15 protein-coding genes and 1 riboswitch are annotated in these 18,602 nt (G+C 72.1%); of the genes, 8 read left to right on the top strand and 7 right to left on the bottom strand.

Annotation, left to right across the window (positions count from 1 at the left end; translation table 11 throughout):
- Positions 1-57: 57 nt before the first annotated feature.
- Complete coding sequence (locus ACIPYW_RS00995; protein ID WP_400409991.1) at positions 58-1,743, bottom strand: long-chain-fatty-acid--CoA ligase; 1,686 nt, start codon at positions 1,741-1,743, stop codon at positions 58-60.
- A 98-nt stretch (positions 1,744-1,841) separates the two neighbouring features.
- Here ACIPYW_RS00995 and ACIPYW_RS00990 point away from each other — a divergent pair, with 98 nt between their 5' ends.
- Positions 1,842-2,792, top strand: coding sequence for an oxygenase MpaB family protein (locus tag ACIPYW_RS00990; protein WP_400409989.1), 951 nt, complete (start codon positions 1,842-1,844; stop codon positions 2,790-2,792).
- Between the two features lie 98 nt (positions 2,793-2,890).
- Here ACIPYW_RS00990 and ACIPYW_RS00985 read toward each other — a convergent pair whose 3' ends face one another.
- The 3 genes from ACIPYW_RS00985 to ACIPYW_RS00975 form a co-directional block, all read right to left on the bottom strand.
- Positions 2,891-3,880, bottom strand: a complete 990-nt coding sequence (locus ACIPYW_RS00985; RefSeq protein ID WP_400409986.1) for an aldo/keto reductase — start codon at positions 3,878-3,880, stop codon at positions 2,891-2,893.
- Entirely contained in the window at positions 3,877-4,443 is a 567-nt protein-coding gene (locus ACIPYW_RS00980) for a TIGR03086 family metal-binding protein (protein WP_400409985.1), read from the bottom strand. The genes ACIPYW_RS00985 and ACIPYW_RS00980 overlap by 4 nt, the downstream gene beginning before the upstream one ends.
- A 356-nt stretch (positions 4,444-4,799) precedes the next feature.
- Positions 4,800-5,360, bottom strand: coding sequence for a YceI family protein (locus ACIPYW_RS00975; protein ID WP_058726641.1), 561 nt, complete (start codon positions 5,358-5,360; stop codon positions 4,800-4,802).
- A 195-nt stretch (positions 5,361-5,555) separates the two neighbouring features.
- Here ACIPYW_RS00975 and ACIPYW_RS00970 point away from each other — a divergent pair, with 195 nt between their 5' ends.
- Positions 5,556-6,560, top strand: coding sequence for an aldo/keto reductase family protein (locus ACIPYW_RS00970; protein ID WP_290132432.1), 1,005 nt, complete (start codon positions 5,556-5,558; stop codon positions 6,558-6,560).
- 191 nt (positions 6,561-6,751) lie between these two features.
- Positions 6,752-7,546: a polyprenol monophosphomannose synthase gene (locus tag ACIPYW_RS00965; RefSeq protein WP_400409982.1), complete on the top strand. Its 795-nt coding sequence runs from the start codon at positions 6,752-6,754 to the stop codon at positions 7,544-7,546.
- Between the two features lie 117 nt (positions 7,547-7,663).
- Here the strand turns inward: ACIPYW_RS00965 and treZ are convergent, their stop codons facing one another.
- Genes treZ through glgX form a run of 3 tightly spaced genes read right to left on the bottom strand, consistent with a single transcriptional unit; the run spans position 7,664 to position 14,105 of the window.
- Positions 7,664-9,418, bottom strand: a complete 1,755-nt coding sequence (gene treZ / locus ACIPYW_RS00960; RefSeq protein ID WP_400409980.1) for a malto-oligosyltrehalose trehalohydrolase — start codon at positions 9,416-9,418, stop codon at positions 7,664-7,666.
- Positions 9,415-11,901 (bottom strand): malto-oligosyltrehalose synthase, encoded by a 2,487-nt coding sequence (gene treY / locus ACIPYW_RS00955; protein ID WP_400409978.1) that lies wholly within the window; start codon positions 11,899-11,901, stop codon positions 9,415-9,417. Before treY ends, treZ begins: the two co-directional genes overlap by 4 nt.
- On the bottom strand, positions 11,898-14,105 hold the full coding sequence (glgX, locus tag ACIPYW_RS00950) for a glycogen debranching protein GlgX (protein WP_400409977.1): 2,208 nt from the start codon (positions 14,103-14,105) through the stop codon (positions 11,898-11,900). The genes treY and glgX overlap by 4 nt, the downstream gene beginning before the upstream one ends.
- A gap of 130 nt (positions 14,106-14,235) precedes the next feature.
- Between glgX and ACIPYW_RS00945 the strand changes: the two genes are divergently transcribed.
- From ACIPYW_RS00945 to ACIPYW_RS00925, 5 genes are all read left to right on the top strand, one after another.
- On the top strand, positions 14,236-14,559 hold the full coding sequence (locus ACIPYW_RS00945) for a hypothetical protein (protein ID WP_400409975.1): 324 nt from the start codon (positions 14,236-14,238) through the stop codon (positions 14,557-14,559).
- Positions 14,560-14,648: 89 nt separating this feature from the next.
- Positions 14,649-14,758, top strand: a riboswitch (TPP riboswitch).
- Positions 14,753-15,400: an ECF transporter S component gene (locus ACIPYW_RS00940; protein ID WP_400409974.1), complete on the top strand. Its 648-nt coding sequence runs from the start codon at positions 14,753-14,755 to the stop codon at positions 15,398-15,400. (Overlaps the previous riboswitch by 6 nt.)
- Complete coding sequence (locus ACIPYW_RS00935) at positions 15,397-16,935, top strand: ABC transporter ATP-binding protein (protein ID WP_400409972.1); 1,539 nt, start codon at positions 15,397-15,399, stop codon at positions 16,933-16,935. Before ACIPYW_RS00940 ends, ACIPYW_RS00935 begins: the two co-directional genes overlap by 4 nt.
- On the top strand, positions 16,932-17,753 hold the full coding sequence (locus ACIPYW_RS00930; protein WP_400409971.1) for an energy-coupling factor transporter transmembrane component T family protein: 822 nt from the start codon (positions 16,932-16,934) through the stop codon (positions 17,751-17,753). Before ACIPYW_RS00935 ends, ACIPYW_RS00930 begins: the two co-directional genes overlap by 4 nt.
- Positions 17,746-18,549 (top strand): hypothetical protein, encoded by an 804-nt coding sequence (locus ACIPYW_RS00925; RefSeq protein ID WP_400409970.1) that lies wholly within the window; start codon positions 17,746-17,748, stop codon positions 18,547-18,549. Before ACIPYW_RS00930 ends, ACIPYW_RS00925 begins: the two co-directional genes overlap by 8 nt.
- Positions 18,550-18,602 lie beyond the last annotated feature (53 nt).

Raw genomic sequence — 18,602 nt, 5'->3', positions numbered from 1 at the left:
GGACGGGAGGCCCGTGGCGGCGCCGCCACGGGCCTCCCGGCCGTCGTGCCGGTCGCGTCAGGAGCCGCCGGTGATCTGGTCGCGCACCTTGCGGCGCAGCACCTTCCCGATCATGGAACGGGGGAGGTCCTCGACCACGACGATGCGCCGCGGCACCTTGTACGGGGTGAGGTGCTCGCGCGACCACGCACGGAGCGCGTCCGCGTCGAACGACGACGGGTCCTTCGGGACGACCGCGGCGACGACCTGCTCGTTGCCGCCCTGCGTGATGCCCACCACCGCGACCTCGCGCACGCTGGGGTGGCGCATGAGGGTGTCCTCGACCTCGGACGGTGAGACGTTGAACCCACCGGTGATGATGAGCTCCTTGAGGCGGTCGACGATCCGGACGTAGCCGTCGGGGTCGATCGCGACGATGTCGCCGGTGCGGAACCAGCCGTCGGCGGTGAAGACCTCGTCCGTGGCCTCCGCCTTGCCCCAGTAGCCCCGGAACACCTGCGGGCCACGGACCTGGAGTTCGCCGGCCTCGCCGGTCCCGAGGACCTTCGTGGCGTCGTCCGGGTCGGTCACGCGTGCCTCGGTCGACGACAGCGGGAGGCCGATCGAGCCGAGTCGGCGCTCCGGGGAGACCGGGTTCGCCATGAGGACGGGGGAGCACTCGGAGAGCCCGTAGCCCTCGACGAGGTAGCCGCCGGTGCGGGCCTCCCACGGCTCGACGACGTCCTGCGACAGCGGCATGGCGCCGGAGATGCCGATCTCGATGCCCTCGAGCGAGACCTTCGCCGAGTCCGCCGCGTGCTGCAGTCGAGCGTAGATCGGGGGCACTGCCGGGAGGAAGGTCGGCGGGTGCTTCCGCATGGCCTTGAGCACGAGGGCCGGGTCGAACGCCGGGAAGAGCACGAGCCGCGAGGCCATGCTCATCGCGAAGGTCAGGCAGAGCGTGAGGCCGTAGGCGTGGAACATCGGCAGGACCGCGTAGACGGTGTTGTCGCCGCGGCGGATCTGCGGGACCCACGCCCGTGCCTGTGCGGCGTTGGCGATGAGGTTGCCGTGCGTCAGCACCGCCCCCTTCGGCGTGCCCGTCGTCCCGGAGGTGTACTGGATCAACGCGACCGTGTCGGTCGCCGGGCGCGGGTGCCGCTTCGCGAGCTTCCGGCTCCCGACGAGGTCGTCCCACCTCGTCGTGCCGCGGACCTTCGTGGTGAGCTTCGCGCGGCTCTCGCGGGCCTTCGCGACCGGCAGCGACAGGGCCAGCCGCGTGCTGCGGGGCATCGCCCGGGTGAGGTCGACGGAGACGATCGTGTCGAGCGCCACGTCGGCCGGGAAGTCCTGCACGGTGGCGACGGACTTGTCCCACACGATCGCGACCTTCGCGCCGTGGTCCTCGAACTGGTGGCGGAGCTCGCGCGGGGTGTACAGCGGGTTGTGCTCGACGACGATCGCACCGAGCCGGAGAGCGGCGTAGAACGCGACGACGTGCTGGGGGCAGTTCGGCAGGACGATCGCCACCCGGTCGCCCGCCGTTACGCCGGCCCTGCGCAGGCCGTTCGCGGCGCGGAGCACCTGCTCCTCGAGTTCGGCGTAGGTCGTCGTGCGGCCGAAGAACTCCAGGGCGACGTGCTTCGGGAACCGCCGTGCGGACTCCTCGACCAGGTCGTACAGGGAGCCCGTCGGCTCGTCGATGTCGTGCGGGACCCCCGGGGCGTACGAGGCAAGCCAGGGACGAGGCGTGTCGATGCTCACGCCGTCCAACCTAGCGGCCGGGCCCCAGGGCGCCTGGGAGGTGCCGCGCTGCGTCGATCCCTCGGCGGAGTGTCAGGGGCCGGACGGAACATGGGGACATGGCCTCGCTCTCGAACGCCTTCCGCTCCCGACTCGACGACACCTTCACCGGCGGCTCTCCCGGCCGTCCCGAGTGGATCGATGCCCTCGAGCAGGGCTCCGACGCCGGGTACTTCGGCCCCGGGTCCGCGACGTGGAACGTCCACGGCGGCCGGCAGACCGTGCTCGCCGGCGTCCGGGCGCTGCTGGTCCAAGCACTCCACCCAGGTGCGCTCGCCGGAGTGGTCGACCACTCGCGCTACCGCGAGGACCCGTTCGGGCGGCTCGCCGGCACCATCCGCTGGATCTACACCGTCTCGCACGGCGACCGGGCCGCGGCGGAGCACGCGAGCGCCTGGGTCGTGCGGTTGCACGAGAAGGTCCGGGGGGAGTACGTCGACGGACACGGGGTGACGCGGCCGTACGCGGCGAACGACCCGGACCTCGCGCGCTGGGTGCACCTGGCGTTCACTGATGCCTTCCTCCGCAGTGCCCAGACGTGGGGTGCGCCGATCCCGGGCGGGCCCGACGCGTACGTGCGGGAATGGGCGACCGCCGGACACCTCATGGGCGTGACGGACGCCCCGGAGTCCGAAGCCGAGCTCCGGGCGCAGATGGACGGCTACCTCGAGCGTGGCGAACTCGTCGCGACGGCGCGCACCCACGAGGTCGTGCGGTTCATCAAGGACCCGCCGCTCGCGAAGCTGCTCCGACCGGGCTACCGGGCGCTCTTCGCGGGGGCGGTGTCGACGCTCGACCCGCGGCACCGGGAGATGCTCGACCTCCGGGTGCCGACCGTGGGGCCGCTGGAGTTCCCGTCGCGTCGGGCAGCGGGACTCGTCATCGACGGGATGACCGGCGTCCTCGGCGGGCGGCCGGACACGGAGACGGCGGCGAGGCGGCGCATCGCGCGGCTCGCAGCGGAGTCGGCTGAGGCGGCGGGGTCGGCCGGGTCCGCTGCGGCGTCCTAGTCCGCGATCCCGCCCCGGAGGTGGCGGACGCGACCCGCTGTCGGCCTGGAGGCGCGGTGCGGGCCCGCCCCGGGCCTCCAGGCCGTCCGGTGCGAGCGTCAGAACCCGGACGGCACCCGGGGCGTGTAGGCCTGCTCGAGCCGCGCGACCTCGTCCGCGGTCAGCTCCATCGCGGACGCGGCGACCGCGTCGTCGATGTGGTGTTCCTTCGTCGCACCGACGATCGGCGCGCTCACCACGGACCGGCCCGCGACCCACGCGAGGGCGACCTGTGCCATCGGCACGCCGCGCTCGTCGGCGACCTGCGCGACCGCGTCGACGATCGCGCGGTTCGCGTCCTCGTCCTGCCGGTAGAGGGTCTTGCCGAACTCGTCGGTGTCGGCGCGCGAGCCGGAGCCCTGCGCGTCCCACGGGCGGGTGAGCCGGCCGCGGGCGAGGGGGCTCCACGGGATCACGCCGACGCCGGCGTGGGCACAGAACGGGTGCATCTCGCGCTCTTCCTCGCGCTCGAGGAGGTTGTACTGGTCCTGCATGGCGACGAACCGCGTCCAGCCGTGCAGTTCGGCGACGTGCTGCATCTCGGCGAACTGCCACGCCCACATGCTGCTCGCGCCGATGTAGCGCGCCTTGCCGACCTTGACGACGTCGTGCAGTGCCTCCATCGTCTCCTCGACCGGCGTGTGCGGGTCGAAGCGGTGGATCTGGTACAGGTCGACGTAGTCGGTGCCGAGTCGGGTGAGCGACGCGTCGATCTCGTGCATGATCGCGGCGCGGGACAGCCCGGAACCGTTGCGACCGGGCCGCATCCGGTTGAACACCTTCGTGAAGACCTGGACGTCCTCGCGCGGGGCGACCTCCTTGAGGAGCTGGCCCGTGATCTCCTCGCTGCTGCCGGCGGAGTACACGTTCGCGGTGTCGAACGTCGTGATGCCCGCCTCGTACGCGCGGCGCACGAACGGACGGGCCTCGTCGATGCCGACGCTCCACTCGTGCGACCCCTTCGCCGGGTCGCCGTAGGACATCATGCCGAGGATCACGCTGCTGATCTCGAGGCCGGTGGCGCCGAGTCGGGTGGTGGCGGTGGTCATGCGTCCACCCTGGCATCACGCCCTGTGACCGCGAGGAGCCGGACCTGCAGCGGTGCGTCGTCGGGGACCTGGACCGGCGGCGCGTAGAGGCCGGTGGCGGCGAGGTCCTCGATCTTGGGCTCGAACCGGTGCCACACGGCCTCGACCAGCTCGTCCGGGAGCGTCTCGTCCGATCCCGTGGCGCGCGCGAGGTCCCACGTGTGGATCGTGATGTCGCTCGTCTGCTCCGCGAGGTACTCGTGCGCGGGGACGACGTCGGTGCTGAGGTGCACCGGGACGTCGGCCGGGGCGTCGCGCCAGGCCTCGGTCGCACGGGAGGCGTGCTTCGACCACTCGGCGGTCAGGTCGTCGCCGATCGGTTCGAGGTCGGCCTCGGCCTGGGCGTACTCGCACCCGGTCAGGAGCAGGGGGATCCACCGCTGCTCGTCGACCACGTGTGCGACGAGGTCGCGGGTGGTCCATTCGGAGTCCGGGGTGGGAGCGTCCCAGTCGGTGACGGCGGCGACGCGGCGGCCGAACTCGGCGGCGGCGAGGGCCTGCAGTGCGATCCAGTCGGTATCCATGCGGGTGCTCCTGTCCGTGGTGCGGGTCGTTCCGAGGTGCGGGTCGTTCCGTGGTGCGGGTCGTTCCGTGTGCCGGTCGTGTGGCGGCGGTGGACGCCACGAACCGGAACCCGTGTTCGGGTCGGGCGATTCCCGTGCCCCACACGCTACTGCGCCGGGCCCCCTCGACGAGCGACCGCCGGCCGATCTGTGGACACGACCTCCGGACACGACGACGCCCCGGCTCCGTGGGGGAGGAGTCGGGGCGTCGAGGCGGGTGCTGCAGTACTGCTGTTCGGTGTCCTCAGGTCGCGCGGGTCAGGCGGACCTCAGGCTCGGGCGACCGGCCTGACCGGTGTCGCCGGGGTGTGTGGTGCTCAGGCCGCCTGGAGGACGAACTGCACGTCGAGGTTGATCGTCACGTCGTTGCCGAGCGTGAAGCCACCGGCCTCGAGCGCGGCGTTCCAGTTCACGCCGAACTCCGTGCGGTCGATCTTGGTCGTCGCCTCGGCGCCGAGCTTGACCTGGCCGTAGCCGTCGGTGGTGACGCCGCCGAACTCGGTCTTGAGGGTCACGTTCTTGGTGACGCCACGGAGCGAGAGCTCGCCGTCGATGAGCATGTCGTCGCCGTCCTCGCGGATGCCGGTCGAGCGGAAGGTCATCTGCGGGTGCTCCTCGGCGAGGAAGAAGTCGCCGGTTGCGAGGTGCTGGTCGCGCTGCTGCTGGTTGGTGTTGACGCTGGCGACGTCGATCGAGGCCTCGAGGGTCGAGTCGAGCGGGTTCTCGGCGGTGACGAGCGTGGCGTCGAAGCGCTCGAACGAGCCCTTGACCTTGCTGATCGCGAGGTGGCGGACCGAGAAGGTGACCTCGGAGTGCGTCGGGTCGATCTTCCAGGTACCGGTCTGGTAGCCGGGGATGGCGGAGGCGGTGAGCGTCATGGTGTGTCCTTCGAACGGTGTCTGCGGTCCCGAGCGGCGCCGAGTGTTCCATGCGCCTGCATCGACTTGAACTGTACGCCATTCTGCACCTGTTTGGTTGAAGCGTCAACCAATTCTTGCCGAACAGGTCGCATCACGCTCACGGGTACCGGCACTGCCCCTCTGGTCGCCGCATGAGCCAGTAGCGTCGGGACCATGGAATTCAGGTACCTGGGCAACTCCGGACTCAAGATCTCCGAGATCACCTACGGCAACTGGCTGACGCACGGATCGCAGGTCGAGAACGACGTCGCGTCCCAGTGCGTGCGGGCAGCGCTCGACGCCGGCATCACCACGTTCGACACGGCCGACACCTACGCCAACACCGCCGCCGAGACCGTCCTCGGCGAAGCGCTCAAGGGGGAGCGTCGGCAGTCCCTCGAGGTCTTCACGAAGGTGTACTGGCCGACCGGGCCGAAGGGGCACAACGACACCGGCCTCAGCCGCAAGCACATCCTCGAGTCGATCGACGGGTCGCTCGAGCGCCTCCAGACGGACTACGTCGACCTCTACCAGGCGCACCGGTACGACCACGAGACGCCGCTCGAGGAGACCATGCAGGCCTTCGCCGACGTGGTCCGGCAGGGCAAGGCGCTCTACATCGGCGTCAGCGAGTGGAACGCCGAGCAGATCCGCGCCGGCGCCGCGCTCGCGAAGGAGCTCGGCTTCCAGCTCATCTCGAACCAGCCGCAGTACTCGATGCTGTGGCGGGTCATCGAGGGCGAGGTCGTCCCGGCCTCGAAGCAGCTCGGCCTGTCGCAGATCGTCTGGTCGCCCATCGCGCAGGGCGTGCTGACCGGCAAGTACAAGCCGGGTCAGCCGCTGCCGGAGGGCTCGCGCGCCACCGACGAGAAGGGCGGCGCCGACATGATCAAGCGGTTCATGCGCGACGAGGTCCTCGAGGCCGTGCAGCGCCTGCAGCCCGTCGCGGACGAGGCCGGCCTCACGCTCGCCCAGCTCGCGATCGCGTGGACCCTGCAGAACGAGAACGTCGCCTCGGCGATCGTCGGGGCCTCGCGCCCGGAGCAGGTCACCGACAACGTCAAGGCGTCCGGCGTGCGGCTCGACGCCGACGCGCTGGCCGCGATCGACGCGGCGCTCGGGGACATCCCGGAGCGCGACGTCGCGAAGACGGTGTCGCCCGCCTCGCGCGTCGCCTGATCGACGACCCGGCGGACGGACGGGAGGCACGGTGCGGGTTCCGCACCGTGCCTCCCGTCGTCCGTGCGGTCGCGTCCGCTCCCAGGCGCTGGTCAGCCAGTTCGTAGGGACCCTGTCCGGGTTCGAAGTGGCGTCGCGGCACCTTCGCACCGCGCGACCGATACCTTGGCGAGCGAGCAAGGAGCACCACCATGGACGAGTCACTGGTCATCATCCCGACGTACGACGAAGCGGAGAACATCCGTGCGATCGTGGCGCGCACGCTCGCGGCCACGGACGCGTCGGTGCACGTGCTGGTCGTGGACGACAACTCACCCGACGGCACCGGTGACATCGCCGACCATCTCGCGACCGAGACCGACCGGGTGCACGTGCTGCACCGCACGGTGAAGGACGGTCTGGGCGGGGCGTACCTCGCCGGGTTCGCGTGGGGGCTCGAGCACGGCTACGACAAGCTCGTCGAGATGGACGCCGACGGCTCCCACCACCCGGAGTACCTGCCCTGGATGCTCGAACTCGCCGACACCAACGACCTCGTCCTCGGCTCCCGCTGGGTCCGGGGCGGGCAGGTCGAGAACTGGCCCTGGTACCGGGAAGCGCTCTCCCGTGGCGGGAACCTCTACACCCGGATCGCGTTGGGGATCGCGGTGCGGGACGCCACCGGCGGGTTCCGGGTCTTCACCCGCAGCGCGTTGGAGCGGATCGAGTTGGCCGGGATCGCGTCGAAGGGGTACTGCTTCCAGGTCGACCTGTGCTGGCGTGCCCTCGAGGCGGGGCTGCACGTGGTCGAGACGCCGATCACGTTCACCGAGCGTGAGCACGGGGTGTCGAAGATGAGCGGCAACATCGTCCGCGAATCACTCACCCTGGTCACGAAGTGGGGCATCGACCGACGCCTCCGCGAAGTCCTCGCCCTCGTCCGCGACCACCGACCCCTGCCCTCCGTCCGCACCAACGCCCACGCGGTGTCGGGCCGCACCGCCTGACGTCCCCCGGGGAGCCGACGACGAGGCGGGATCGACGACGAGGCGGGACCGAACGACGAGCGCCCCGGCGGCCGATCTCCGGATCGGTCGACGGGGCGCTCGTCGGTGGTCGGTTCGTCAGCGCACGACGACCACGCCCCGACCGGTGAAGCGCACGCACCCGCGCTCGACCGTGGCCTCGCCGAAGCGGTAGAGCTCCTCACCGGAGGCCGTCGGTACCGGCACCTCGGCGACGTCGTCGAGGAAGTTCACGACGACGTGCACGGGAGCGGCGTCCGGACCGAGGAGCCCGCGCGACAGCACGAGCCAGCGTCGGTCCTCGCTGAACCGCACGGCGTTCGCCTCGTAGCGGTGGTCCACGAACGCCTGCTCCGTGCGACGCAGCGCGACGAGCACCCGGTACGCGGTGAGGATCGTCGACTCGCGTTCCCCGGAGAGCGACGACCAGTCGAGCTTCGACCGACGGAAGGTCTCGGGGTCCTGCGGGTCCGGCACGACCGACTCGTCCCAGCCGTGCTCCGCGAACTCCTTGATGCGTCCCTCAGCGGTGACCTTGCCGAGCTCCGGCTCCGGGTGCGAGGTGAAGAACTGCCAGGGTGTCGAGGCCGCGAACTCCTCGCCCATGAACAGCATCGGCGTGAACGGTCCGAGCAGGGTCAGGGCCGCCGCGATGACGAGCTGCTCGTCGTCGAGGGTCGCCGCGAGCCGGTCGCCCGCGGCGCGGTTGCCGATCTGGTCGTGGTTCTGGTTCGCGACCACGAGCGCCGTGGTCGGCGACGTCCCGCGGTCGATCGGACGACCGTGCCGCTTCTTCCGGAACGACGACCACGTGCCGTCGTGGAAGAACCCGTGCTCGAGCACCTTCGCGAGCGCCCCGAGCGGCGCGAAGTCCCCGTAGTAGCCGTTCGTCTCCCCGGTGAGGGCGACGTGCACGGCGTGGTGGAAGTCGTCGGACCACTGCCCGGCGAGCCCGTACCCGGCGGACTCCCGCGGACGGAACATGACCGGGTCGTTGAGGTCCGACTCCGCGATGAGCGACAGGGGCCGACCGACGAACGCCGAGTAGGCCTCCGTCTCGGATGCCATGTCGGCCAGGACGTGCGGCCGCGTGGTGTCGCGGATGGCGTGCACGGCGTCGAGCCGGAGCCCGTCGACGTGGTGGTCACGGAACCACATCCGCACGTTGTCGAGCACGTACCGCCGCACCTCGGGGTGCTCCACGTTGACGGAGTCGCCCCACGTGTTGCCGAGCCCCTGGAGCAGGTACGGCCCGAACAGCGGCAGGTAGTTGCCGCTCGGCCCGAGGTGGTTGTAGACGACGTCCTGGATGACGCCGAGGCCGAGCGCGTGCGCCCGGTCGACGAAGCGGTCGTACGCGTCCGGCCCGCCGTAGGAGTGCTGCACCGCGTACCAGGCGACGCCGTCGTAGCCCCAGTTCCACTCGCCGTTGAAGCCGTTGACGGGGAGGACCTCGACGAACGACACCCCGAGTTCGACGAGGTGCTCGAGGCGTGCGGCCGCGGCGTCGAGCGTGCCCTCCGGCGTGAAGGTGCCGACGTGCATCTCGTACACGACACCACCGCGGGCCGGGCGACCGGTCCAGGCGTCGTCGGTCCAGGCGAAGCGCTCGGGGTCGACCACCTCGGACGGGCCGTGCACACCCTCGGGCTGGAACCGGCTTCGGGGGTCGGGCCGGACCGCGTCGTCGTCGTCGATGCGGAAGCCGTAGCGCGCACCCACGTGGGGGAGCACCGCGTCGGTGGTCCACCAGTCGTCGGTGCCGCGGGTCAGTGCGTACTCGACGTCGTCGACGACGAGCCGGACCCGGTCGGGTTCCGGCGCCCAGACGGCGTAGCGGGCGGGGACGGTCATGCGTGGCCTTCCAGGATGTCGACCTCGGCCTGCGCCTCGGACTCGGGTTCGTCGCGGCTCGTGCCGCCGGACGTGGTGGTGGAGCCGGTCGTGGCCCGGGAGCCGGACGCGGTGTCGGCCGTGGTGTCGGCGCCGGCCGATTCGCGCTCCGTGCCGTCGGCGACGGCCGCGGGCACGAGGAGGGCCACGGGGAGGTCGGCGAGCACCTCGGCCAGGGGGATGCCCCGGGAAGCCGGCACCCGCCTCCCGGTCAGCAGGTCCACGCGCTCCACGGGGGCCGCGTGCACCAGGGTGTCACCCCAGCCACCGACGCGCTCGAGGCCGATCGGCAGGCGCGTCGCGATGGTGACGGCACCGCCGCGGTCGAACGCGAGCACGTGGTCGGCAGCGACGCCACTGGCCTCGAGACCGAGGTACCGGGTGAACAGCTCCGGGTGGTCGCGGCGGAGCCGGAGTGCGCGGCTCGTGACGAGCACCTTCGCGGCACCGTCGAGCCCGATCGCTGGCAGATGCTCGGGCCCGGACTCCTCCGGCCCGTCGAGGGTCGCGAGCGTGTGGCGGCGCTCGGCGTAGTCGACCGGGCGACGGTTGTCGGGGTCGACGAGGGAGCGGTCCCAGGTCTCCGTGCCCTGGTAGACGTCCGGGACCCCCGGTGCGGTGAGCTGCACGAGCTTGGCGCCGAGGCCGTTCGACCAGCCGGCCTGGTCGATCCGCTCGTCCAGTGCGTCGAGCACCGCGACCACGGCCGGATCGTCGAACGCCGCGTCGACGAGCGCGTGCATCCGACGCTCGAAGTCCTCGTCCGGCTCCGTCCAGGTGGTGCTGTCGCCGGCCTCGCGCGACGCCTTCTCGGCGTAGGCGTGCAGACGCTCGCGGCTGGCGGGCCGCGCTCCGACGATCGCTTGCCAGAGCAGGTCGGCGAGCACCGTGTCCTCGAGCGGGGCGAGGGACTGCAGCCGGTCGAGGGTCGACGACCACTCGTCCGCGATCTCGGCGAGCACGGCGATGCGGGCGCGGGTGTCCTCGCTCCGTTTCGTGTCGTGCGTCGTCAACGTCGTCATCGTGTGCGGCCAGCTGCCGAGACGATCACGCTGCGCCCGGTGGAAGTCCGCCACCGACACCGCGAACACGCTCGGGTCGCCGCCGACCTCGCTCAGGCTCGTCAGGCGGGAGGTGCGGTAGAACGCGGTGTCCTCGACGCCCTTCGCCATCACCATGCCGGAGGTCTGTTGCAGGCGCACCGCAGCGGCGGAGTCGGGGTCGATGAGGGTCGGCGCGATCCGGTCGATCACGTCGTCGAGGTCCGGACGTGCCTCGGCAGCGCCCTCGAGCGCGTCGATGAGGTGGTGTCCGCCCTCGGGCAGGTAGGTCCGGTAGACGTCGAAGGACGCGATGACCTCGGCCAGTGCGTCGACGACGCGGTCCTCGGGGAGGCCCTCGGTCGTCGGGGCGAGCAGCCGCGCGAGGCGTCGGACCTCACTCCCGAGGATGCCGTCGGCGATGCCGCGTCGGGTGTCGTGCGTGAGCTGCTGCCAGTCGGCCGGTTCGGCTCCCGACGCGGCGGTCAGGGCCTCTTGCCCGGCGGGGTCCACGAACACGCGGTCGACCACCCCGAGGGCGTCGTAGCCCGTCGTGCCGTCGACCGGCCACGACGCCGGGAGCTCCTCGCCCGGTTCGAGGATCTTCTCGACGAGCGTGTAGGCGCCGCCGGTCAGGCCGGCGAGGTCGTCGAGGTACCCGGCCGGGTCGTACAGGCCGTCCGGGTGGTCGATGCGTAGACCGTCCACGAGGCCGTCCCGGAACCACCCACCGATCACGCCGTGCGACGCGGCGAACACCTCGGGTTCCTCGACCCGGATCGCCGCCAACGTGTTCACCGCGAAGAACCGGCGGTAGTTCAGCTCGTGGTCGGCGCGCTTCCAGTGCACGAACTCGTAGTGCTGCCGGGCGTGCACGTCCGCGACGGATTCGCCCGCGTGCACCGTGCCCGGCGCGGTCGGGTACGCGGTCTCGCCGACGTACAGCCGGTCGTCACGGAGTTCGACGGCGTCGAGCAGCCGGTCGTCGAGCACCGGCACCCGGATGCGACCGTCGGCGGCCTCCCAGTCGACGTCGAATGCCCACGCGACCGGTGAGCCCTGCCCCTGCTCGAGCAGCGACCACCACCACGGGTTCGCCGACGGGGTGGCGACCCCGACGTGGTTCGGGACGACGTCGACGAGCACGCCGAGCCCCGCCGCGTGCGCGGCCTCCGCCAGCGCACGGAAGGCCTCGTCACCGCCACGCTCGACGTCGACGCGGGTGTGGTCCACCACGTCGTAGCCGTGCTGCGAACCGGGCTCCGCCTGGAGCACGGGCGACAGGTACAGCCAGTCCGCGCCGAGGTCGTGCACGTAGTCGACGACCTCCCGCGCACGCGACAGGTCGAAGTCGGGCGTGATCTGGAGTCGGTAGGTCGAGGTGGGGACGCGCCTGGCGCTCATCGGGTTCCTTCGTCGGACGGCGCGGGGGCTCCGGCCGGGTTCTTCGGGGTGCTCGGCTCGGTGGAGGTCGCGTCGACCGGGGTGGTCCGGACCTCGTGGTCGGGCTCTTCGCGGAGGACGATCATCGACCGTGGGGGCACGTCGAGCGCGGTGCCGGCGTCGAGGACCTCTTCGCGGGCACCGGGGTCGGCCGTGTCGATGCGGACCGTCCAGCCCGGCGCGTACTCCTCCGGCGGCAGGGTGAACGTGACGACGCCGTCGTGCGCGTTGAAGTACGTGATGAACGCGACGTCGCTCACCCGTTCACCACGGGCGTCGCGGCCGCGGATGCCGTCGCCGTTGAGGTACATGCCGACGCTCTTGCCGAAGCCCGAGTCCCAGTCCTCCGGGTCCATCGCCTCGCCGGAGGGGGTGAGCCAGACCACGTCGGGGAGCGGTTCGCCCTCGCCCCGGCGGACCGGGCGCCCGTTGAAGTAGCGCGTCCGTCGGAACGTCGGGTGGTCGTGCCGCAGCTTCACGACGTCGGCCGTGAACTGGACGAGGTCGTCGTCGGCGTGCTCCCAGTCGATCCAGCTGATCGCGGAGTCCTGTGCGTACACGTTGTTGTTGCCGGACTGCGTGCGCCCGAGTTCGTCGCCGTGTGCGATCATCGGCACGCCCTGGCTGAGCAGCAGCGTCGCGAGGAAGTTCCGCCGCCGCTGGAGCCGCAGCGCGGTGATCTCCGGGTCGTCGGTCGGGCCCTCGACCCCGGAGTTCCACGACCGGTTGTGGCTCTCGCCGTCGTTGTTGTCCTCGCCGTTGGCCTCGTTGTGCTTCTCGTTGTAGGCGACGAGGTCGTACAGCGTGAAGCCGTCGTGGGCGGTGATGAAGTTGATGCTCGCCTTGGGCGTCCGGCCGTCGTGCTCGTAGAGGTCCGCCGAGCCGGAGATCCGCGACGCGAACTCGCCGAGCGTCGAGGGCTCCCCGCGCCAGAAGTCACGGACGGTGTCGCGGTACTTGCCGTTCCACTCCGACCACTGCGGCGGGAAGTTGCCGACCTGGTAGCCGCCGGGCCCCACGTCCCACGGCTCGGCGATGAGCTTCACCTGCGAGACGATCGGGTCCTGCTGGACCAGTTCGAAGAACGCCGCGAGCCGGTCGACCTCGTAGAACTCCCGCGCAAGGGCGGCCGCGAGGTCGAAGCGGAACCCGTCGACGTGCATCTCCGTCACCCAGTACCGCAGGGAGTCCATGATGAGCTGCAGCGAGTGCGGGTGCCCGACGTTGAGCGAGTTGCCCGTGCCCGTGGTGTCCATGTAGTACCGCTTGTCGTCCTCGACGAGGCGGTAGTAGGCGGCGTTGTCGATCCCGCGGAAGGACAGCGTCGGCCCGAGGTGGTTGCCCTCTGCCGTGTGGTTGTAGACCACGTCGAGGACGACCTCGATGCCCGCTCGGTGCAGGCCGCGCACCATCGCCTTGAACTCCTGCACCTGCTGCCCGCGGTCGCCCGAGGACGAGTAGTGCGAGTGCGGGGCGAAGAACCCGATGGTGTTGTAGCCCCAGTAGTTCGACAGCCCCTTCTCCTGCAGGGTCGAGTCGTTCACGAACTGGTGCACGGGCATGAGTTCGAGCGTGGTCACCCCGAGGCGCTGCAGGTGCGCGATCACGGCCGGGTGCGCGACGCCCGCGTACGTGCCGCGCTGCTCCTCGGGCACGTCCGGGTGGGTCTCGGTGAGCCCCTTGACGTGTGCCTCGTAGATCACCGTCTCGCCGTAGGGGATCCGCGGTGCGCGGTCGCCCTGCCAGTCGAAGAACGGGTTGATCACGACGCCCTTCATCATGTGCGGCGCCGAGTCCTGGTCGTCCGTGGAGTCCGGGTCGCCGAACGTGTACGAGAACAGTGCCTGGTCCCAGTCGATGTCGCCGCTCGTCGCCTTCGCGTACGGGTCGAGCAGCAGCTTGTTCGGGTTCGCGCGCAGGCCGCTCGCCGGGTCGTACGGGCCGTGCACGCGGAAGCCGTACTCCTGCCCCGGCCCGATGTTCGGCAGGTAGGCGTGCCACACGTAGGCGTCCACCTCGACGAGGTCGACGCACTCCTCGGTGCCGTCCTCGTCGAAGAGGCAGAGCTCCACGCGGTCCGCGGTCTCGCTGAACAGGGCGAAGTTCGTGCCGCTGCCGTCGTAGGTCGCGCCGAGCGGGTACGGGTTGCCGGGCCAGGTGTGCAAGCGGTCCTCCAGGTGTGGGTGGCGCCAACATATCGGCGCCACCCCTCCACGTCCGCAGACAAGCCCCAGCGGTGGATGAACACCCCGTGCTCGCCCGCCTGTGGAGGGAGCGCCGAGTAGCCTCGCGCGCATGGCCAACATCGTGAGTCAGATCGCAGACAAGGTGCGCCCCGTCGGGGTCAGCACCAACTACGGGGAGCCCGTCGAGGTGGGCGACCAGACGCTCATCCCGGTCTCCATCGCCTGGTTCGGCTTCGGCGGCGGCGGGGACGACGAGAACGGCGGCGGCGGTGGCGGTGGCGGCACCTCGATCCCGGTCGGCGCCTACGTGCGCCGTCCCGGCAAGGACCTCGAGTTCGAGCCGAACCTCATCTCGCTGCTCGCCGTGAGCATCCCGGTGATCTGGGTGACCGGCACGGTCCTCCGCAAGCTGGTGCGGGTCCTCAAGAAGTAGCGGACGACGGCCTGGAGGCACGTGGCGGGCCCGCCACGTGCCTCCAGGCCGTCTCACGCGCAACCCGAGCGCAGCGCGCAGTACACTGCTGGCACACACACGGGAGTCCGGTCACCGGGCTGAGAGGGAGCGAACGGCGCTCCGACCGTCGAACCTGATCCGGATCATGCCGGCGCAGGGAGGAGTCACCACCATGCCTTCGCGCATCCAGTCCACCGTTCCGTCCACCGGCCAGACGGTCCCGACCCCCAGGCGCTCGCTGCGCTGGCGCGTCGTCGACATCGTCGTGGCGAGCGTCCTCGCCGTCGCGCTCGGCGTCGTCTTCAAGGTCTGGGAGTTCCCCTACGAGCCGCTCAGTGCGGCGATGAAGCTCGTGCTCCCGGGCACCCAGGCGCTGTTCGGCGGTGTCTGGCTGCTCGCCGGGCCCGTCGTCGCCATCGTCGTCCGGAAGCCCGGCGCCGCGCTCTACGGCGAGATCGTCGCCGCGTCCGTCGAGGCCCTCTTCGGCACCCAGTGGGGCTGGGGCACGCTCGAGGCCGGTCTCGTGCAGGGCCTCGGCGCCGAACTGGTCCTGGCACTGTTCCTGTACCGCGTGTACCGCCTGCCGGTCGTCGCGCTCGCCGGAGCCGCCGCCGGCCTCGCCCTCGGCATCAACGACTCGATCCTCTGGTACCCCGGCTACGCGCTCGGGTTCAAGGTCGTCTACATCGTCTGTGCGGTGATCTCCGGCGCGGTGATCGCCGGGGTCGGCTCGTGGTTCCTGGTCCGGGCACTCGCCCGCACCGGTGTGCTGTCGTCCTTCGCCGCCGGACGCGAGCACAACCGGCGCGCCGACCGGTGACCAGCGGCGCCCGGGTCGCGTTCGCGGGCTGGGGCTGGCGGTACCCCGAGCGTGCCGAGTGGGCGGTCCGCGGCGTCGACCTCGTCGTCGAGCCCGGCGAGCGCGTCGCGGTCGTCGGACCGTCCGGCGCCGGGAAGTCCACGCTCCTCCGAGCCGTCGCCGCGGTGCTCCCGGACGAGCCCGACGCGACCGACGACACTGCGGCCGAGGTGGAGGGCACGCTGCTCGTCGACGACGTCGACCCCCGCGAGGCCCGCGGTCGGGTCGGCCTCGTCATGCAGGACCCCGAGGCGCACACGGTCATGTCGCGCATCGGAGACGACGTGGCGTTCGGGTGCGAGAACGCCGGCGTCCCGCGCGCGGAGACATGGGAGCGGGTCCGGGCCGCCCTCGAGGTCGTCGGCCTCGACCTGCCGCTCGACCGCTCCACCGCGCAGCTCTCCGGCGGGCAGCGGCAGCGACTCGCGCTCGCCGGGGTGCTCGCCATGCAGCCCGGCGCCCTCGTGCTCGACGAACCCTGCGCCAACCTCGACCCGTCCGGCGTCGAGCAGGTCCACGCCGCCGTCCGTTCCCTGCTCGACGCCACCGGGGCGACCCTCCTGGTCGTCGAGCACCGGATCGGCACCTGGCTCGACCTCGTCGACCGGCTCGTGCTGCTCGAACCGGGCGGTGGGGTGGTCGCGGACGGGGCTCCCGACACGGTGCTCGCGACGCACGGAGCCGCGCTGACCGCTGCCGGCGTGTGGGTGCCCGGTGCGGAGCCCGGCCGGGGGAGCGCCCGGCACGACCGTCCCGGAACCGCGACGGAACTCCTCCGCGCCGCACGCCTCGGGACGGCGCGCGGCCGGCGACAGCCCGTCGGGAGGGGCATCGACCTCGCGGTGCGGTCCGGGAACGTCGTCGCCGTCACGGGGCCGAACGGCATCGGCAAGTCGACGCTCGGCCTGACGCTCGCCGGACTCCTCCGTCCCACGGACGGCACGCTGACGGCCGCACCCGAGCTCGCCGGGGACGCCGGCGCCGGCACCGCCCCGCACGCGTGGTCGAGCCGGGCCCTCGCGGCGCGGATCGGCACGGTGTTCCAGGACCCCGAGCACCAGTTCGTCGCACGGACCGTCCGCGAGGAACTCGCCGCCGGCCCACGAGCCCTCGACCAGGACGGCGTCGACGAACGGGTCGCCGAGCTGCTCGACGCGTTCGGCCTCGCCCACCTCGCGGACGCGAACCCGTTCACCCTGTCCGGCGGCGAGCAACGGCGGCTCGCGATCGCCGCGGTCGTCGCGAGCCGTCCGCCGGTCGTCGTCCTCGACGAGCCGACGTCCGGTCAGGACCGCGCCACGTGGGAGTCCGTCGTGCAGCACCTCGGTGCGCTCGCCGACGCGGGTACCGCGATCGTCGCCGTGACCCACGACCGCGACCTCGTCCGGGCGCTCGACGCCGACGAGGTGGTGCTCGCCGCCGACGGCGTGACCAGGATCTCGGCCGCGCGGTCCGACGACGCGACGGCAGCGACGCCACCGGGGGTCCCGCGGTGACCGCCCCGTCGACCGCGCCCGCACACCGGACGCGACCCGTGCCTCCCGGCCGGCCCCTGCCGCCTCCCGCTGCCCGCGGGATCCGCGGCGTCCAGCCCGTCGCTTCGCTCCTGGGGGTCCTCGGCCTCGGCGTGTTCCTCGTCCTGAGCCTCGACGTCGTGTCCGCGGCCGTCGCCCTCGCACTGGAGCTCGCGTTGCTGCCGCTCCTCCGCATCCCACCGCGCACGCTGCTGCTCCGGACGTCGCCCGTGCTCCTCGCGGTCCCGCTCACGGCGCTCAGCATCGCGCTGTACGGCCGACCCTCCGGACGGGAGTGGTTCGACCTCGGCTTCGCGCACGTCACCGACGGCTCCCTGACGCTCGCGCTCGCGACCGCGCTCCGGGTGCTCGCGATCGGACTGCCCGGCGTCGTGCTGTTCATCCGAGCCGACCCCACCGACCTCGCGGACGGCCTCGCGCAGGTGCTCCGGCTGCCCGCGCGGTTCGTGCTCGGAGCACTCGCGGCCGTGCGGATGATCACGCTGCTCGGCGACGACTGGCGGCAGCTCGCCATGGCCCGCCGGGCACGGGGCCTCGCCGACACCGGACGCATCCGCCGAGCGGCGTCGATGGCGTTCGCGCTGCTCGTCCTCGCGCTCCGGCGGGGGACCACCCTCGCGGTCGCCATGGAGTCCCGCGGGTTCGGGGCGCCCGGACGCCGCACGTGGGCGCGCCAGGCCCGCTTCGCGGGTCCGGAGTGGGCGATGGTCGCGGTGCTCGTCGGGATCGGCGTGGTCGCCACCGCGGTCGCGATCGCGGCGGGGACGTGGCGTGCCTGACGGCGACGGCCTGGAGGCGCGGGTCGCTCGGGCAGCGTCGACCCGCGTCGGTGATCGGGCCGCCACGGCGGCTGCGGTCGCCCCCGGTGACGGGGCTGCGCGGGGCGACGGGGCTGCGCGGGGCGACGGGGCTGCGCGGGGCGACGGGGCTGCGCGGGGCGACGGGGCTGCGCGGGGCGACGGGGTCGCGCGGGGAGATGGGGTCGCGCGGGGCGGACGTGCTGGTGGGATCGGTGGCGCCGGTGGGCTCGTCTCGGTCGGTGCGCTGGCCGCGTCCCTCGCAGCGCGGACGCGGGCTCGGGCACGGACGCAGGCTGCGGCGCCGGCCTCTGCTCGCGTCGTCGTGCTGCTCGACGGGCGGTCGGGGACGGGCAAGACCACGCTCGGGGAGGCGCTCGCCGAGGAACTCGACGCCCAGCTCGTGCACCTCGACGACGTCTACCCGGGGTGGGACGGCCTCCGTGCCGCCGCGGACGCCGTCGTCACCGACGTGCTCGGTCCGGCGTCGGGACACCGTCGATGGGACTGGGACGCCTCGGCACCCGCCGGTTGGACGGCGGTCGATCCTGGCCTGCCGGTCGTCGTCGAGGGGTGCGGCGCCCTGTCACGAGCCTCGGCGCCGCTGGCGACCCTGCGGGTGTGGCTGGAGGCGGACGACGACGAACGGTGGCGCCGGGCGATCGGCCGCGACGGCGAGGTCTTCGCCCGCGAGTGGGACCGGTGGGCTGCCCAGGAGCAGGCGTTCATCGCGGCCGAGGACCCGGCGTCCCTGGCCGACGTGGTCATCCGGACCTGATCCGCGGATGCTCGCCGCCGACGCGAGACCGTCGTCCCTGCGTGCGTGGTGTC

Source organism: Curtobacterium sp. NPDC089689 (assembly GCF_044749145.1).
Taxonomy (GTDB): Bacteria; Actinomycetota; Actinomycetes; order Actinomycetales; family Microbacteriaceae; genus Curtobacterium.
The sequence above is the reverse complement of the archived record's forward strand: the minus strand, read 5'-3'. Positions and strand labels throughout refer to the sequence as shown.